Origin of the sequence: Yersinia kristensenii, assembly GCF_900460525.1 — a bacterium.
In the GTDB taxonomy this organism is placed as follows: domain Bacteria; phylum Pseudomonadota; class Gammaproteobacteria; order Enterobacterales; family Enterobacteriaceae; genus Yersinia; species Yersinia kristensenii.
On the sequence record NZ_UHIY01000001.1, the window covers coordinates 2775545 to 2790186 of the forward strand.

The following is a 14642-nucleotide window of genomic DNA, read 5'->3' on the forward strand; positions in this document are numbered from 1 at the left end:
GTTAGACGTCTTTACAGAAATTTAAGTTGCACTGTGAAGAGAAATTAGTAATATATGCCGCCGTTGCCAAGACAACTTGTAAAACGTTAAAGCAACAGGAAATTATAGTCCGCAGTAAACATAATGGGTCGTTAGCTCAGTTGGTAGAGCAGTTGACTTTTAATCAATTGGTTAAAGGTTCGAGCCGAGCGAAGCGAGACAACAACGCGCAGCGTTGACCCGAAGGGCGAGTCCGCAGGACGAGTAATCCCGCACGACTGGCACTGAATTGTCATTAAGCAGTAAACATAATGGGTCGTTAGCTCAGTTGGTAGAGCAGTTGACTTTTAATCAATTGGTCGCAGGTTCGAATCCCGCACGACCCACCATTATGTAGAGTTATTAGGGTATCAAATCGTAGGGATGAGAGCCGCAAAGGTTCGAGCCGAGCGAAGCGAGACAGCAACGCGTAGCGTTGACCCGAAGGGCGAGTCCGCAGGACGAGTAATCCCGCACGACCCACCATATGTTTTGTAGTAAAGAATTAAGCAGTACCGCATTACAGCGGGTCGTTAGCTCAGTTGGTAGAGCAGTTGACTTTTAATCAATTGGTCGCAGGTTCGAATCCCGCACGACCCACCATTCTTTCGCAGTTTGGTTTGAGTGTAAGAAGTTGAAATCATCGCATAGATATTCCTCTTCCTGTTTTGTCTAAAATACCTCGAGTGGATTTATTCCGCACGACTGGCAGTCAAATGTCATTAGCAGTAAACATAATGGGTCGTTAGCTCAGTTGGTAGAGCAGTTGACTTTTAATCAATTGGTCGCAGGTTCGAATCCCGCACGACCCACCATTATGCAGAGTTATTAGGGTATCAAATCGTAGGGATGAGAGCCGTAAAGGTTCGAGCCGAGCGAAGCGAGACAGCAAGGCGTAGCGTTGACCCGAAAGGCGAGTCCGCAGGATGAGTCATCCCGCACGACCCACCATTATGTTAAGCAGTAAGCAGTTCCGCATCACAGCGGGTCGTTAGCTCAGTTGGTAGAGCAGTTGACTTTTAATCAATTGGTCGCAGGTTCGAATCCCGCACGACCCACCATTATTTCAAATATCGCTGTAAACCCCGCTAACTCAAAAATTCTATATCACACCGTCCTGTGCGGGTGAGACCCTGCGTTCAGGTTCGAGCCGAGCGAAGCGAGACAACAACGCACAGCGTTGACCCGAAGGGCGAGTCCAGAGGACGAGTCATCCCGCACGACCCACCATTATTTCAAATATCGCTGTAAACCCCGCTAACTCAAAAATTCTATATTACACCGTCCTGTGCGGGTGAGACCCTGCGTTCAGGTTCGAGCCGAGCGAAGCGAGACAACAACGCACAACGTTGACCCGAAGGGCGAGTCCAGAGGACGAGTCATCCCGCACGACCCACCATGGTGTAATCTTTTTCCCTGTTATACCTTTCCCCAGCAATCTCATTTATACTTCTCATTCTAGAACTCAAAACAGCTCCCTATAATCCTCTGGTATCCTTCCTGACACTCAACTTATCACCTTATTTTTAACTCCATTAAACATTTTTGCCATTATTAGACGAAATCTGGCGACTTTTGGCTAGATATTGAGTATTTTGTTTAGGATAAAAAACAAACCAATCTTACTGGCAGCCCAAGAGGTATAGTGGCTCCGGAATACCTCTGGCAATTAGAGATGTGAGCGATGAGCGAAATTTTTGATGTGAATGCGGCTATTTATCCTTTCCCTGCGCGGCCTGTCCCATTGGATTTGGATCAAAAAGCTTTTTATCGTGAGAAAATCAAAACACTGCTGAAGCAACGTGATGCCGTGTTAGTCGCTCACTATTATACCGATCCTGAAATTCAGGCACTGGCTGAAGAGACTGGTGGTTGTGTTGCTGACTCCCTTGAAATGGCGCGATTTGGCAATAGTCATCCGGCATCGACTTTACTGGTCGCCGGGGTGCGATTTATGGGGGAAACGGCCAAAATACTCAATCCTGAAAAACAAGTCTTGATGCCCACTCTCCATGCTGAATGTTCACTGGATTTAGGCTGTCCAGTTGATGAGTTTGCAGCGTTTTGCGACAGCCATCCTGACCGCACCGTGGTGGTGTATGCCAATACCTCTGCGGCAGTAAAAGCCCGCGCTGATTGGGTGGTCACTTCCAGTATTGCGGTTGAGTTAATCGAGCATCTCGATAGCTTGGGTGAGAAGATAATCTGGGCGCCGGATCGGCATCTGGGGAGCTACGTGCAGAAAAAGAGTGGCGCAGATGTATTGTGCTGGCAAGGGGCTTGTATCGTCCATGACGAGTTTAAAACCCAAGCGCTGGCCCGAATGAAAGCCTTACATCCGGACGCTGCTGTATTGGTTCACCCAGAGTCACCACAAGCGGTGGTCGATATGGCTGATGCTGTCGGCTCAACCAGCCAGTTGATTACGGCGGCAAAAACATTGCCACAGAAGAAACTGATCGTGGCAACAGACCGTGGCATTTTTTACAAAATGCAGCAGGCTTGCCCCGATAAAGAATTATTTGAAGCGCCCACGGCAGGCGAAGGTGCGACATGCAGAAGTTGTGCTCATTGTCCATGGATGGCGATGAATGGCCTCAGAGCGATTGCTGAGGGGTTAGAGCAGGGTGGGGCAATGCATGAGATACATGTTGATGAAGAACTGCGTCAGCAGGCGCTGATACCGCTAAATCGCATGTTGGATTTTGCTAATCAGTTGAAGCTACAGCTCAAAGGCAATGCGTAAGCATTTATACTCGTCATACTTCAAGCTGCATGTGCGTTGGCCGCGCTCAATCACCCGAATCACTTACTACAGTAAGCTCGTCGGGATTCATTCGCTTGCCGCCTTCCTGCAACTCGAATTATTTAGAGTATATTCACTACTGTATTAACAGCAAAAGGATAGCCAGATGGATTTCTTTAGTACCAGTAACATATTAGTCCATATTCCGCTGGGTGCGGGCGGGTATGACCTTTCATGGATAGAAGCGATTGGGACACTGTTTGGGTTGCTGTGTATCTGGTTTGCCAGCAAAGAGAAAATCATTAACTACTTGTTTGGGTTGATAAACGTGACGTTGTTCGCGGTGATTTTCTTCCAGATTCAACTTTACGCCAGCTTGTTGTTACAACTGTTCTTCTTTGTTGCCAATATTTATGGTTGGTATGCCTGGAGCAAGCAAACGCCTGATAATCAAGCTGAGTTGAAAATTCGCTGGCTATCTTTGCCGAAAGCATTGGCTTGGGGCGCGGTCTGCGTAGCAGGTATCGCCTTGATGACGTTGCATATTGATACCGTATTTGCCTGGTTGACCCGCGCGGCAGTGACGGTGATGCAAAGCTTGGGTGCCAATGTCCAAATGCCTGAATTGCAACCCGATGCTTTCCCATTCTGGGACTCCACCATGATGGTCTTATCTATTGTGGCGATGATTTTGATGACCCGTAAGTATGTTGAGAACTGGCTGATTTGGGTGGTTATTGATGTCATCAGTGTGGCCATTTTCGCCTATCAGGGCGTCTACGCCATGGCACTGGAATATGTGTTACTGACACTGATCGCACTGAATGGCTCTTGGTTGTGGATTAAGAGTGCAGCGCTGAATCATTCACGCCCGCTATCCACTAATAGTGATTAATGTGTCAACTCAATAGTTGTGGGTGGAAATATCAGCCAGGCGAGGTGCTACGGAGCATTAGCCTGACTGATGGTCATCAATGATGGTGATAATGGTGCTCTTCCATACTGGTGGCCTGATGAATGCCACAATCGGGTGTTTTACAGTGTTGGTATTCCATCTGAATGGTGGCATGACCAATATTGTAATGATGCAGCAGATGGTGCTGAATGCGTTGTAGTAACTCATCATTATCTTGCGGCGGAATCACTTGCACATGCAATGTCATCAGTTTTTGGTCACCGACTTGCCATAAGTGGACGTGATGGACGTTGCGCACTTCATATACGCTGGTGCAGAGGTCTTTGCGCAGTTTATTGATGTCAATTTCTTGCGGTGCTCCCTCCAATAGCTCGTGAAAACTTTCTTTCAGCAGCCGCCAGGCGCTGCGGAGCACCAATACCGAGACCAATACGGATAAAATAGGATCTATGGGGGTCCAGCCAGTGGTCAGAATCACCACTGCCGCCACGATAGCCCCGACTGAGCCTAATAAATCCCCCATGACATGCAAAGCGGCGGCTCGCACATTGATATTCTTTTTTTCCTCGCCGCGATGAAGTATCCAAAAGCAGAAAATATTCGCACACAGCCCCGCAATGGCGATGACTAGCATCGGCATTCCCATCACTTCATGGGGGGTAAAAAAGCGCCGAACCGCCTCCCAAAAAATCAGCACCACAATCAGCAATAATGCGGCGGCATTAACAAACGCGGCCAGCGTAGTGAGGCGTAAATAACCAAACGTATGACGAGAGTCCGGCTTGCGCTGAGAGAAATGAACTGCCATTAAAGCGATAAATAACGCGGCAGAATCCGTCAGCATATGCCCGGCATCGGCTAAGAGCGCCAGTGAACCGGATAACCAACCACCAATGGCCTCGGCCACCATAAATACAGTGGTGACTACGAAAGCAACTAGCAGACGCTTGCTATTGCTGTCTTGCGGGAAAAACGATGATGCAGACATATTTATCCTTTAGCCATCAAGGGTGAATACAGAACGAGAAAGTTAACTCTGATAAGATTTCATTCAATAATTGATATGTATTATAGATAATACCTATATTGTTGTTTATCTGTACTGAACCCCTAATGCAATAAAGTCGATTTACAGCGCCCCATTCACCCGCTAGATTGGTTCAGCTAGATTGCTTAAATAATGGTTATGCGATGACCGCCAGAGACTTAATGGAAGAGCTATGAACTACCTGAATGATGACCTACGGATTAATGAAATTAAGGAACTCCTCCCACCTGTTGCCCTGTTAGAGAAGTTTCCAGCCAGTAACAATGCCGCAGAAACGGTATCCAAGGCGCGTACTGCTATTCACAACATCTTGCGTGCTCAAGACGATCGTTTGTTGGTAGTGATTGGCCCATGCTCAATTCACGACACCCAGGCGGCTAAAGAATATGCGGCCCGTTTGCTGACATTACGTGAAGAGTTACAAGGCGAGCTTGAAGTGGTGATGCGCGTCTATTTTGAAAAACCGCGTACCACGGTGGGTTGGAAAGGTCTGATTAACGATCCGCATATGGATGGTAGCTACGACATCAATGATGGTCTGCGTATTGCGCGTAAGTTGCTATTAGACATTAACGAAAGTGGCTTACCGGCGGCGGGTGAGTTTTTGGATATGATAACCCCGCAATACCTGGCTGACCTGATGAGCTGGGGGGCTATTGGTGCCCGTACCACTGAGTCACAGGTTCACCGTGAGCTGGCTTCTGGCTTGTCATGCCCGGTTGGTTTTAAAAATGGGACGGATGGCACCATTAAAGTGGCTATTGATGCTATCAATGCTGCCAGCGCGCCACATTGTTTCCTGTCAGTGACCAAATGGGGCCACTCAGCGATTGTAAACACTGCGGGTAATGATGATTGCCATATCATTCTGCGTGGTGGCAAAGAGCCGAATTACAGCAGTGTCCATGTTGCTGCGGTGAAAGAAGGGTTAAGCAAAGCCGGCCTGGAACCCCAAATAATGATTGATTTCAGCCATGCTAACAGCAGCAAGCAATTCAAAAAGCAAATGGAAGTGGGAACCGATGTTTGCCGTCAGATTGCGCAAGGTGAAAAATCCATTATGGGCGTGATGATTGAAAGTCATCTGGTGGAAGGTAACCAGAATCTGGAAAGTGGCGAACCGCTGACTTATGGTAAAAGTGTCACCGATGCCTGTATTGGTTGGGAAGATACTGAAGTGTTGTTGCGCCAGCTATCAAATGCAGTCAAAGCTCGCCGCCAGTAGGCTATCGTACTTGTCATTTTGAATTTGGGCGGTATTCCTCCCAATCACTGGCAAATAAAAACCCCCGCCATCGATGATGCGCGGGGGTTTTTTAATAGCACAAATCAGGGGCGATTACTTCGCTTTACCCTGATTGGCTACCGCAGCCGCTTTAGCTGCGATTTCATCAGCATTGCCCAGATAGTAGTGTTTGATTGGTTTGAAGTTTTCATCAAACTCATACACCAAAGGCACACCAGTTGGGATGTTCAGCTCAAGAATTTCGTCTTCGTTCAGGTTATCCAGATATTTAACCAGCGCGCGCAGTGAGTTACCGTGGGCGGCGATGATAACGCGCTCACCACTGGCGATACGTGGTTTGATCACTTCTTCCCAGTAAGGGATAACGCGATCAATGGTCAGAGCCAGGCTTTCAGTGGTTGGCAGCTCTGCATCGGTTAATTTTGCATAACGTGGGTCATGCCCCGGGAAGCGCTCATCACTTTTATCCAGTGCTGGAGGTGTGATAGCAAAGCCGCGACGCCACAATTTGACTTGATCATCACCGTATTTCGCGGCAGTTTCTGATTTATCCAAACCTTGCAATGCGCCGTAATGACGCTCATTCAGCTTCCAGGTTTTTTCTGTTGGTAGCCACGCCTGATCCAGTTCGTCCAGGATGCTCCATAAGGTGTGGATAGCGCGCTTTAATACTGAGGTATAGGCGAAATCAAAAGTAAAACCTTCGTCTTTCAACAGCTTGCCAGCTGCTTTTGCTTCGGTACGGCCTTTCTCAGATAAATCAACGTCATACCAACCGGTGAAGCGGTTTTCGTTGTTCCATTGACTTTCGCCGTGACGTACCAGAACCAGCTTTGTTACTGCCATAGTTCAAACTCCTCAATCTAACTTATTCAATGATAACTATTATCATTATATTGCGTGATTGCCACAGACAGCAATCGTTTGTGTTTAACCATAGCCAATTTTTTATCGTAAGGTAAGAGCGCAGGTTGAATCGATTCTGCTATAGCTATAACTAATTAATCTATGGGGCGGTAAATACCCCATAGAATTGCGTGCGGATTAAGCGGCTTTCTTCAGGCAAGTGCTCATAAAGGTTTTACGTGCATCCCCTTTTAGCGCTTTAGTGGCCGCTTCAGCGTTGCAACTTTTCATTTTCTGCTGCTGTGGCGTGAGGGCTTTTTCATCCGGATGAACCTGTGCTTTCAAGCATTGGCTCATGAATTTCTTGCGGTCATCGCCTTTCAGCGATTGAGTGGTGGCTTGCTGATTACAGTCGGTCATTTTTTTCTGTTGTGCCGCTTGAGCAGGCGAGGGTGTTTTCACTGCTGTATCCGCCGCCATCACATTTGCACTGAGTAGTAATCCGGCTGAGAGTAACCATAACGTCGTTAAGCGCATAGGAATTCCTTAGATAATGTTGTGGGTCTGAAAGGGCGGACAACAGGGTATACACCGCCTGATAGATGCAGTTAAGGGTAGTCGGCAGTGCAGAATATGGATAGTAATTCGGTTATATCTTAGATGAATAGAGATTGCCGCCGGAGCGACAATCTCTATCCTGGCGCGATAAAGTTATAGCGAGATAAAATTATAGCGCGATAAAGTGATAAACAGTGGTCGAGTGGTAGACTTTCCCCGGTTTTAGCCAGCAATCAGGTTGTGGCCATTCTGGGTGGTTAGGGCTATCTGGCAGGAATTCACTTTCCAACGCCACACCGGTGTAGTTCGCATAACTTCCGCCATTGCGTGCGGGGGCTCCGCTCAGGGAGTTGCCACTATAGAGCTGCAATGCAGGAGCTGTGGTGTAGACACTCATTTGGACCTGATTATCGGATGACCACAAATGGGCCGCCGGGCTTTCAGTCGCACCACAAGTCCGGTGCAGCAGATAAGCATGGTCATAGCCCTTCACCCGCTGCTGGCAACGGTCTTTTAGGAAGTCGCGCGCCAGCGTTTTGGCTTGGCGGAAATCCATGCCAGTTCTTTCAACACTTTCTAGCCCGCCGATGGGAAGTCCATCACTGCCCGAGGGTAAGTAGCGGTCAGCGAATAACTGTAATCGATGCGCCCGAACGTCTATCCCTTCGCCATCCAGGTTAAAGTAAGCATGATTGGTCAGGTTGACTGGGCAGGATTTATCGACCTGCGCTTGATAGTGAATTTCCAGACGATTATCTTCGGTCAATAAATATTGGGCTTCGACAGTCAGATTACCGGGGAACCCCTGATCGCCATCAGGAGAAAACAGTTGATAAGTCACCTGTTTTTCATCCTGCTTAACCTTTTTCCAGCGCCGGGTATGGAATCCCTCAGGGCCACCATGTAACTGATTCTCACCTTGGTTTGCTATCAAATGAAAGGTTTCACCCTCCACAGTGATTTGTGCTTTTGCAATGCGGTTGGCGTAGCGGCCAACGGTTGCCCCAAGATAAGCGCGCTGACGCAGATAGTCGGCCGGGGTTTGGCAGCCCAGCAGCAATTCGCGTTTTTCGCCCCCTTTTAGCGGTAATATAGCCGATAGCCAGGTTGCGCCCCAATCCATCAGCGTCACGCTCATGCCCGCTTTATTATGTAATTCGGTCAATTCAAAGGGGTGACCATCCGGTGCTAACTGGTCAACACTGCTTGGTGATGCAGCGTCGTTTTTCAGCATAAACCCGCTCCTTGTGAAGCTTGGCAAACGTAAAAGGTTTCAGTCCTGCCGTCGCTGTATGCTGGATATTGCTGCGCAACAGCGGCACGAACTTGCTCGACCAGCGAATTTGGCATTAGTGCGACAATACAGCCGCCAAAACCACCGCCAGTCATACGGACACCACCTTGCTCCCCAATAACGGATTTCACAATATCTACCAGGCTATCTATCGGCGGAACTGTGATCTCGAAATCATCACGCATTGAAATATGAGACTCGTGCATCAATTGCCCCATCAATTTCAAATCGCCAGCAGCCAGTGCATCCGCCGCGGCCAAAGTGCGCTCATTTTCGGTAATCACATGGCGGGCACGTTTCGCCACCACTGGGTCTAACTCATTCTCAATGGAGAAGAACAGCTTAGTGTCAACATCGCGCAGGGCTTTAACCCCAAAGAAGCGCGCTGCGGTTTCACATTGCTGACGGCGGGTGTTGTATTCGCTATCCACCAAACCGCGCTTCACATTGGAGTTGATAATCACCACCGCGACGTTTTCTGGCATCGGTACGGCGCGCGTTTCAAGAGTGCGGCAGTCAATCAACAGCGCGTGGTCTTGTTTACCGAGAGCCGAAATCAGCTGATCCATGATGCCGCAGTTACAGCCGACAAACTGATTTTCAGCTTCCTGCCCATTGAGCGCCAGTTCGACACCACTCAGGGGCAACTGATAGAGTGATTGCAGTGCCTGGCCGACCGCCACTTCTAAAGAAGCAGAGGAACTCAGGCCAGCGCCTTGTGGGACATTGCCGCTGATAACCAAATCTGCCCCGCCAAAATCGGCATGGCGCAGTTGCAGGTGTTTTACCACCCCGCGCACATAATCTGCCCACCGATATTGCTCATGCGGGATAATCGGCTCATCGAGCGAGAATATGTCTTGCTGATTTTCATAATCCGCTGCAATGACACGAATCTGGCGGTCATCGCGTTTGCCACAACTGATCACGGTTTCATAATCAATGGCGCAGGGCAGCACAAAACCATCATTATAATCAGTATGTTCACCGATGATATTGACGCGGCCCGGTGCTTTAATGGTGATCTCAGGTTCGTGGCTAAACTGTTGACGGAAAATGTCCTGGGTATGCTGTTTTAAACTCATTATTTGGCTCCAGCTTCTCGATAATGAACATCACTGACTGCCCGCAGGTGTTCAGCCGCCTGTTCTGCTGTCAGGTCTCGCTGGGTTTCGGCCAGCATTTCATAACCCACCATAAATTTCCGTACTGACGCCGAGCGCAGTAATGGCGGGTAAAAATGTGCATGTAACTGCCAATGCGCGTTGTCACCCGCATTATAAGGCGCGCCGTGCCATCCCATTGAGTAAGGGAAAGAACATGAGAACAGATTGTCATAGCGGCTGGTCAGTTTTTTCAGGGCAATCGCCAAATCATGGCGCTGTTCATCGGATAAATCTTCTAAACGCAGCACATGGGCTTTGGGCAGCAGCAAGGTTTCAAACGGCCACGCCGCCCAGTAGGGCACCACGGCTAACCAATGTTCGGTTTCAACCACCGTTCGACTGCCGTCACGGCACTCACGCTCGACATAATCAAGCAGCATAGGTGATTGATGTTGCTGAAAATAGTGCTGTTGTAGTCGGTCTTCGCGCGCGGCTTCATTCGGCAGGAAGCTATTGGCCCAAATTTGCCCATGCGGGTGGGGATTCGAGCAGCCCATGGCCGCGCCTTTATTTTCAAATACCTGTACCCAAGGGTAAATTTTACCCAACTCGGCACTTTGTTGTTGCCAGGTTTGGATAACATCTTCCAGTGCAGCTAATGTCAGTTGCGGTAATGTTTTGCTGTGATCCGGTGAAAAGCAAATAACTCTGCTGGTGCCGCGTGCACTTTGGCTGCGCATCAAAGGATCATCACTTGGCGGCGCGTCAGGGGTGTCGGGCATGAGCGCGGCAAAGTCATTGGTAAAAACATAGGTTGACGGGTAATCAGGGTTGACGTCGCCGGTCACCCGGGTATTGCCGGGGCATAAGAAACAATCAGCATCGTGCGCGGGTAAACTCTCCGTCGCAGGCGTTTCCTGTTGACCTTGCCAAGGGCGTTTGGCCCGATGCGGCGAGACTAATACCCATTGGTCGCTTAACGGATTATATCTGCGGTGTGGGTGATCCACAGGGTTAAACTCAGTCATAACAATACCTTAATCGGGATAACCCTGAGGATTATGTGATTGCCAGCGCCAGGTATCAGCAGCCATTTCATCCAGTGAGCGGCTGACTCGCCAACCCAACTGTTCCGCGGCTTTGCTGGAGTCCGCCCAATACGCTGGGAGGTCACCGGCGCGACGTGGCGCAAAATGGTAAGCCAGAGGCTTACCGCAAGCTTTACTGAAGGCCTCGACCACTTGTAAAACACTGTGGCCGAGCCCCGCACCCAAATTGAAAATATGCACGCCGGGCTGGTTGTGTAGTGTTTTCATCGCCGCGACATGACCATCAGCTAAGTCGACCACATGAATATAATCACGAACCCCAGTGCCATCAGGGGTTGGGTAGTCATTGCCAAATATCGCCAGTGATTCACGGCGGCCTACCGCAACTTGCGCAATAAACGGCATCAAGTTATTCGGAATGCCCTGTGGGTCTTCTCCCATCAGCCCTGACGGATGTGCCCCCACCGGGTTGAAATAGCGCAAAATAGTCATATTCCATTGCGGGTCAGCTAATTGAACATCTTGCAGGATTTGCTCAACCATTAATTTGCTGCGGCCATAAGGGCTGGAAGGCAGGCCGGTCGGGAAGCTTTCAACATAAGGAATTTGCGGTTGATCGCCATACACCGTGGCGGAAGAGCTGAAGATAAAGTTTTTGATCTCGGCGGCGCGCATCGCTTCCAGCAAGACTAAGGTGCCGAAGACATTATTATTGTAATATTCCAGTGGTTTACTGACGGATTCGCCCACGGCTTTTAGGCCGGCAAAATGAATGACAGCATGAATAGGATGAGTTGCAAATATCTGGTCGAGTAGGGCGCGGTCACGGATATCACCTTGATAAAGTTCAGGTGTGTGGCCGGTCAATTGATGTATCCGAGCTAATACGCTGGATTTGCTGTTGCAAAGGTTGTCGAGAATGACGGGCTTGTAACCCGCTTCAATCAACTGTACACAGGTATGGCTACCAATGTAACCGCTACCACCCGTTACCAGAACGTACATAAAGACTCCTCGAATCAATTTCGTCTCAGAAAGATAGCATGCCATTATGTGAGAAAAGGTGATCTGCGCTCAATAATGGAATCGTTTACATTTAATTTTATTCTAGTTTAATCTCTGTCAGGGTATTAATACAGGGCAATCAGTCAGGATGGGCAAAAATGCAGAAACTTCGGGCATGATAAATAGAAAGGGAAATGGTAGCGTTCTCATCCATAAATTTAGCAGGAATATCCTGTTAGTGATAGCCACGCCCCAATGCCGTGGGGGAAAAAGTAGCATTGGGCCGCAGTCAGTAAAGGTCAGTGAGTGGAATACAGCGGATAGGTAAAGAACAACAAATGCATTAAATTCAGGCCGAAATGAAAGGCCACGGCCACCCATAAACGGCCGCTCCACAGCCATGCTAAACCATAAATCACCCCTGCTAATGCTGCGAATACCATTAACAGTGGGCCGCCTGCAAAGTGTGCTGCACCGAATAGCAAAGCAGTGAGCAGCAGCGCTGGGTAATTCCCAATACATTGACTTAGGCGTTGCTGTAAATAGCCGCGAAAGAGTGCTTCTTCGGCCAAACACACAAAAAACACGTTAGCGATAACAAAGGAGCCAACCCATGCTGGAGTGTGCATTTCAACTTTCAAACCGCCTAAGGCGACCGCCAGCAGTAGCAATGCTGGGATACTGACAATCAAACTTACCCAGCCAAGCCGCCCGACAGAGAGATGCTTTTTGGCGACAAATAAAGTAGGGAGGCAAGCAAGTAAAATAAAGGGTATCAGCGCCTTATCAAGGTTGTAATACATGCTAAAGGCGGTGCTGAGCGGCCCAACTTTGACTTTATCTAATATTTTTAGGTTATTAAAACCCGGAACCAGATGCAGGAATAAGGCGATAGCGGCGAGCACTAAGAGCAATTCCAGCCCGGCGGTCAGCCATTTTTGTTGGCGGTATTTTTTCAGCAGCAGGGCAACGGCCAGTGTCAGCAGCAAGAACCCCGCCGACGGTAGCGTCAGAACGCCGTGATAAAGCGCTATAAGCAAAGATAAAGCCAAGAGAAACAGGGAGAGTACCCGGTTAATTGATAAGAAAAGCAGTGATGCAGCAAGTACGCCCCACATAAATAATCCCTTTATTTGTTAAATCCTAACTATTTTAAACCGGATAATCGAAACCCTTCCCAGTGTCAGCATGAATCATAGCTGACAGTGGGAATAGTAGCATAAATGACTGTCAGTAACCCCTAGAATTGGGGTGAAAATCGCTGCTGACTTTTGAATGAAATATAACTATATGAATATGTTAGCCGCATTCAGCGGGGCAATTTATCCTGTTGATATTGATAGATATCGCCGTCGGGAACAAAAGTCAGCCGGTGGGTAATGCACTGCGGTGCATCTTCTGCGTGGTGAGAGACAAACAGCAGTTGAGTTTCTCCCTCGCCGATCATCACATCAATAAAACGGCGTACTAACAAGCGGTTGAGTGGATCTAAACCTTGTAGCGGCTCATCAAGAATCAATAGCGCAGGATGTTTAACCAACGCCCTGGCGATCAGTGCTAACCGCTGTTGCCCCCAAGATAAACTGTGGAAGGGTTGAGCTGCCGTCGCGGCGGAGAACCCCAACAAAGCCAACCATTGATCGGCAAGTTGCTGCTGCCGGTCTGATACAGCCTGATAAATACCAATTGAATCGAAAAAGCCGGATAAAATCACGGTACGCAGGTTAGTACTGACACGGTAATCCAAATGCAAGCTACTGCTGACGTAACCGATATGGCGTTTGATATCCCAGATTGTTTCCCCACTGCCACGGCGGCGGCCAAACAGCGTTAAATCATTACTGTAACCTTGTGGATGGTCGCCAGTTATCAGGCTGAGTAAAGTTGATTTTCCTGCGCCATTTTGGCCGATAATCTGCCAGTGTTCGCCGGGGTTAACCTGCCAGTTCAGGTTATGCAAAATAGGGCGATCATTATATTCAACCACCCCATTACGCAATATAATCAGTGGTTTATCTTGGGGTGGGCGGGCGTGTTGCTGTGGGTTTTCCGTCTCGGGTAATAACAAACCATCGAGGTTTTCGCTGTGTGCCAATTGAGCAATCAGTGCTTCGGCAAGGATCTGTTGGCGCGGGCCGGTATGAGTCAGTTGACAGTCGGCGAGCACCCCGACGTATTGCACAAAATCGGGGATATCATCAAAGCGGTTAAGGACCAAAACCAGTGTGACCCCGTGGGCTGACAGGGTGGATAACATGCCAGCCAACTGCGCACGGGCCGCGACATCCAGGCCATCAAACGGCTCATCCAGAATCAGCAGGTCGGGTTGCGGCATTAATGCCCGGCACAGCAGTGTTTTGCGGGTTTCGCCGGTCGAAAGATACTTAAAACGGCGTGAGAGTAAGTGGCTGATACCAAATTGCTCGGCTAACTGTTGACAACGTGGCGGGTCACTACATTCTTCCTGAATGATTTCGGCCGTGGTACGCCCGGTGTCATCTTCATCGGCACTGAGTAAATCGGTGTTATTGCGCTGCCATTCTTCGCTGACCAACTGTTGAAGTTGCTCAAAGGACAAACGCACAATATGGTTGAAATTGCTCTGGCGGTTGCCGTTAAGCAGGGTCAACTCTCCTGATAACGCTTTGGCCAGCGACGATTTCCCACTGCCATTAGCGCCGACAAACGCCCAACTATCGCCCGGCTGTTTCTGGTCACCGGAGGAGATATAAAGCTCGGGCAAGATGAGTGTTCGGGTGTCACTCAGGCGGAAACAACCTTGCGATATTTGCAACTCAGACATCATCTTT

At 48.9% G+C, this 14642-nt stretch carries 12 protein-coding genes, 4 tRNA genes and 5 other RNA genes; 12 read left to right on the top strand and 9 right to left on the bottom strand.

The features are described 5' to 3' along the window. The first annotated feature begins 132 nt into the window (after window positions 1-132). The 11 genes from DX162_RS12610 to pnuC all read left to right on the top strand — a co-directional run bounded on the left by DX162_RS12610 (window position 133) and on the right by pnuC (window position 3659). Window positions 133-264, top strand: a non-coding RNA gene (locus DX162_RS12610) — RtT sRNA. A gap of 28 nt (window positions 265-292) precedes the next feature. Then, window positions 293-368 (top strand) — tRNA-Lys (locus DX162_RS12615). A 14-nt stretch (window positions 369-382) separates the two neighbouring features. Next, window positions 383-504, top strand: a non-coding RNA gene (locus DX162_RS12620) — RtT sRNA. 41 nt (window positions 505-545) lie between these two features. Next, a tRNA-Lys gene (locus DX162_RS12625) sits at window positions 546-621 on the top strand. Between the two features lie 136 nt (window positions 622-757). Further along, a tRNA-Lys gene (locus tag DX162_RS12630) sits at window positions 758-833 on the top strand. 14 nt (window positions 834-847) lie between these two features. Further along, window positions 848-969, top strand: a non-coding RNA gene (locus tag DX162_RS12635) — RtT sRNA. A 34-nt stretch (window positions 970-1003) separates the two neighbouring features. Then, window positions 1004-1079, top strand: a tRNA-Lys gene (locus tag DX162_RS12640). Window positions 1080-1123: 44 nt separating this feature from the next. Beyond that, a non-coding RNA gene (locus tag DX162_RS12645) (RtT sRNA) lies at window positions 1124-1248 on the top strand. 44 nt (window positions 1249-1292) lie between these two features. After that, window positions 1293-1417: non-coding RNA, RtT sRNA (locus DX162_RS12650), on the top strand. Between the two features lie 285 nt (window positions 1418-1702). After that, window positions 1703-2764 (top strand): quinolinate synthase NadA, encoded by a 1062-nt coding sequence (gene nadA / locus DX162_RS12655; RefSeq protein WP_004391574.1) that lies wholly within the window; start codon window positions 1703-1705, stop codon window positions 2762-2764. Between the two features lie 166 nt (window positions 2765-2930). Beyond that, window positions 2931-3659 (top strand): nicotinamide riboside transporter PnuC, encoded by a 729-nt coding sequence (gene pnuC / locus DX162_RS12660; protein ID WP_004391573.1) that lies wholly within the window; start codon window positions 2931-2933, stop codon window positions 3657-3659. Between the two features lie 76 nt (window positions 3660-3735). On the opposite strand, the gene zitB is transcribed toward pnuC, so the two are convergent. Then, window positions 3736-4668 carry a CDF family zinc transporter ZitB gene (gene zitB, locus DX162_RS12665; protein WP_004391571.1) on the bottom strand — a complete coding sequence of 311 codons (933 nt, stop codon included), beginning with the start codon at window positions 4666-4668 and terminating at the stop codon, window positions 3736-3738. Window positions 4669-4900: 232 nt separating this feature from the next. Between zitB and aroG the strand changes: the two genes are divergently transcribed. Further along, on the top strand, window positions 4901-5953 hold the full coding sequence (gene aroG, locus DX162_RS12670; protein WP_004391570.1) for a 3-deoxy-7-phosphoheptulonate synthase AroG: 1053 nt from the start codon (window positions 4901-4903) through the stop codon (window positions 5951-5953). A gap of 114 nt (window positions 5954-6067) precedes the next feature. On the opposite strand, the gene gpmA is transcribed toward aroG, so the two are convergent. The 8 genes from gpmA to modF all read right to left on the bottom strand — a co-directional run bounded on the left by gpmA (window position 6068) and on the right by modF (window position 14635). Then, entirely contained in the window at window positions 6068-6820 is a 753-nt protein-coding gene (gene gpmA / locus DX162_RS12675; RefSeq protein ID WP_004391569.1) for a 2,3-diphosphoglycerate-dependent phosphoglycerate mutase, read from the bottom strand. Between the two features lie 198 nt (window positions 6821-7018). Beyond that, the gene (locus tag DX162_RS12680; RefSeq protein WP_004391568.1) at window positions 7019-7357 is read right to left on the bottom strand and encodes a PsiF family protein; all 339 of its coding nucleotides are present in this window, start codon (window positions 7355-7357) and stop codon (window positions 7019-7021) included. Between the two features lie 190 nt (window positions 7358-7547). Beyond that, a complete protein-coding gene (gene galM / locus DX162_RS12685; protein ID WP_032820296.1) occupies window positions 7548-8612 on the bottom strand; it encodes a galactose-1-epimerase in 1065 nt (354 codons plus the stop codon). After that, the gene (galK, locus tag DX162_RS12690; protein ID WP_004391566.1) at window positions 8606-9757 is read right to left on the bottom strand and encodes a galactokinase; all 1152 of its coding nucleotides are present in this window, start codon (window positions 9755-9757) and stop codon (window positions 8606-8608) included. The genes galM and galK overlap by 7 nt, the downstream gene beginning before the upstream one ends. Next, window positions 9757-10806 carry a galactose-1-phosphate uridylyltransferase gene (gene galT, locus DX162_RS12695; RefSeq protein WP_032820295.1) on the bottom strand — a complete coding sequence of 350 codons (1050 nt, stop codon included), beginning with the start codon at window positions 10804-10806 and terminating at the stop codon, window positions 9757-9759. Before galT ends, galK begins: the two co-directional genes overlap by 1 nt. Before the next feature lie 9 nt (window positions 10807-10815). Beyond that, the gene (gene galE, locus DX162_RS12700; RefSeq protein ID WP_004391565.1) at window positions 10816-11832 is read right to left on the bottom strand and encodes a UDP-glucose 4-epimerase GalE; all 1017 of its coding nucleotides are present in this window, start codon (window positions 11830-11832) and stop codon (window positions 10816-10818) included. Window positions 11833-12131: 299 nt separating this feature from the next. Continuing rightward, window positions 12132-12950, bottom strand: a complete 819-nt coding sequence (locus tag DX162_RS12705; RefSeq protein ID WP_004391564.1) for a CPBP family intramembrane glutamic endopeptidase — start codon at window positions 12948-12950, stop codon at window positions 12132-12134. Window positions 12951-13141: 191 nt separating this feature from the next. Then, complete coding sequence (modF, locus tag DX162_RS12710) at window positions 13142-14635, bottom strand: molybdate ABC transporter ATP-binding protein ModF (protein WP_032820293.1); 1494 nt, start codon at window positions 14633-14635, stop codon at window positions 13142-13144. Window positions 14636-14642 lie beyond the last annotated feature (7 nt).

Coding starts and splice junctions, on each gene's coding strand:
- gpmA (WP_004391569.1), bottom strand. CDS start 6,820: ATGGCAGTAACAAAGCTGGTTCTGGTACGTCACGGCGAAAGTCAATGG.
- DX162_RS12705 (WP_004391564.1), bottom strand. CDS start 12,950: ATGTGGGGCGTACTTGCTGCATCACTGCTTTTCTTATCAATTAACCGG.
- galT (WP_032820295.1), bottom strand. CDS start 10,806: ATGACTGAGTTTAACCCTGTGGATCACCCACACCGCAGATATAATCCG.
- nadA (WP_004391574.1), top strand. CDS start 1,703: ATGAGCGAAATTTTTGATGTGAATGCGGCTATTTATCCTTTCCCTGCG.
- aroG (WP_004391570.1), top strand. CDS start 4,901: ATGAACTACCTGAATGATGACCTACGGATTAATGAAATTAAGGAACTC.
- pnuC (WP_004391573.1), top strand. CDS start 2,931: ATGGATTTCTTTAGTACCAGTAACATATTAGTCCATATTCCGCTGGGT.
- galE (WP_004391565.1), bottom strand. CDS start 11,832: ATGTACGTTCTGGTAACGGGTGGTAGCGGTTACATTGGTAGCCATACC.
- zitB (WP_004391571.1), bottom strand. CDS start 4,668: ATGTCTGCATCATCGTTTTTCCCGCAAGACAGCAATAGCAAGCGTCTG.
- DX162_RS12680 (WP_004391568.1), bottom strand. CDS start 7,357: ATGCGCTTAACGACGTTATGGTTACTCTCAGCCGGATTACTACTCAGT.
- galM (WP_032820296.1), bottom strand. CDS start 8,612: ATGCTGAAAAACGACGCTGCATCACCAAGCAGTGTTGACCAGTTAGCA.
- galK (WP_004391566.1), bottom strand. CDS start 9,757: ATGAGTTTAAAACAGCATACCCAGGACATTTTCCGTCAACAGTTTAGC.
- modF (WP_032820293.1), bottom strand. CDS start 14,635: ATGTCTGAGTTGCAAATATCGCAAGGTTGTTTCCGCCTGAGTGACACC.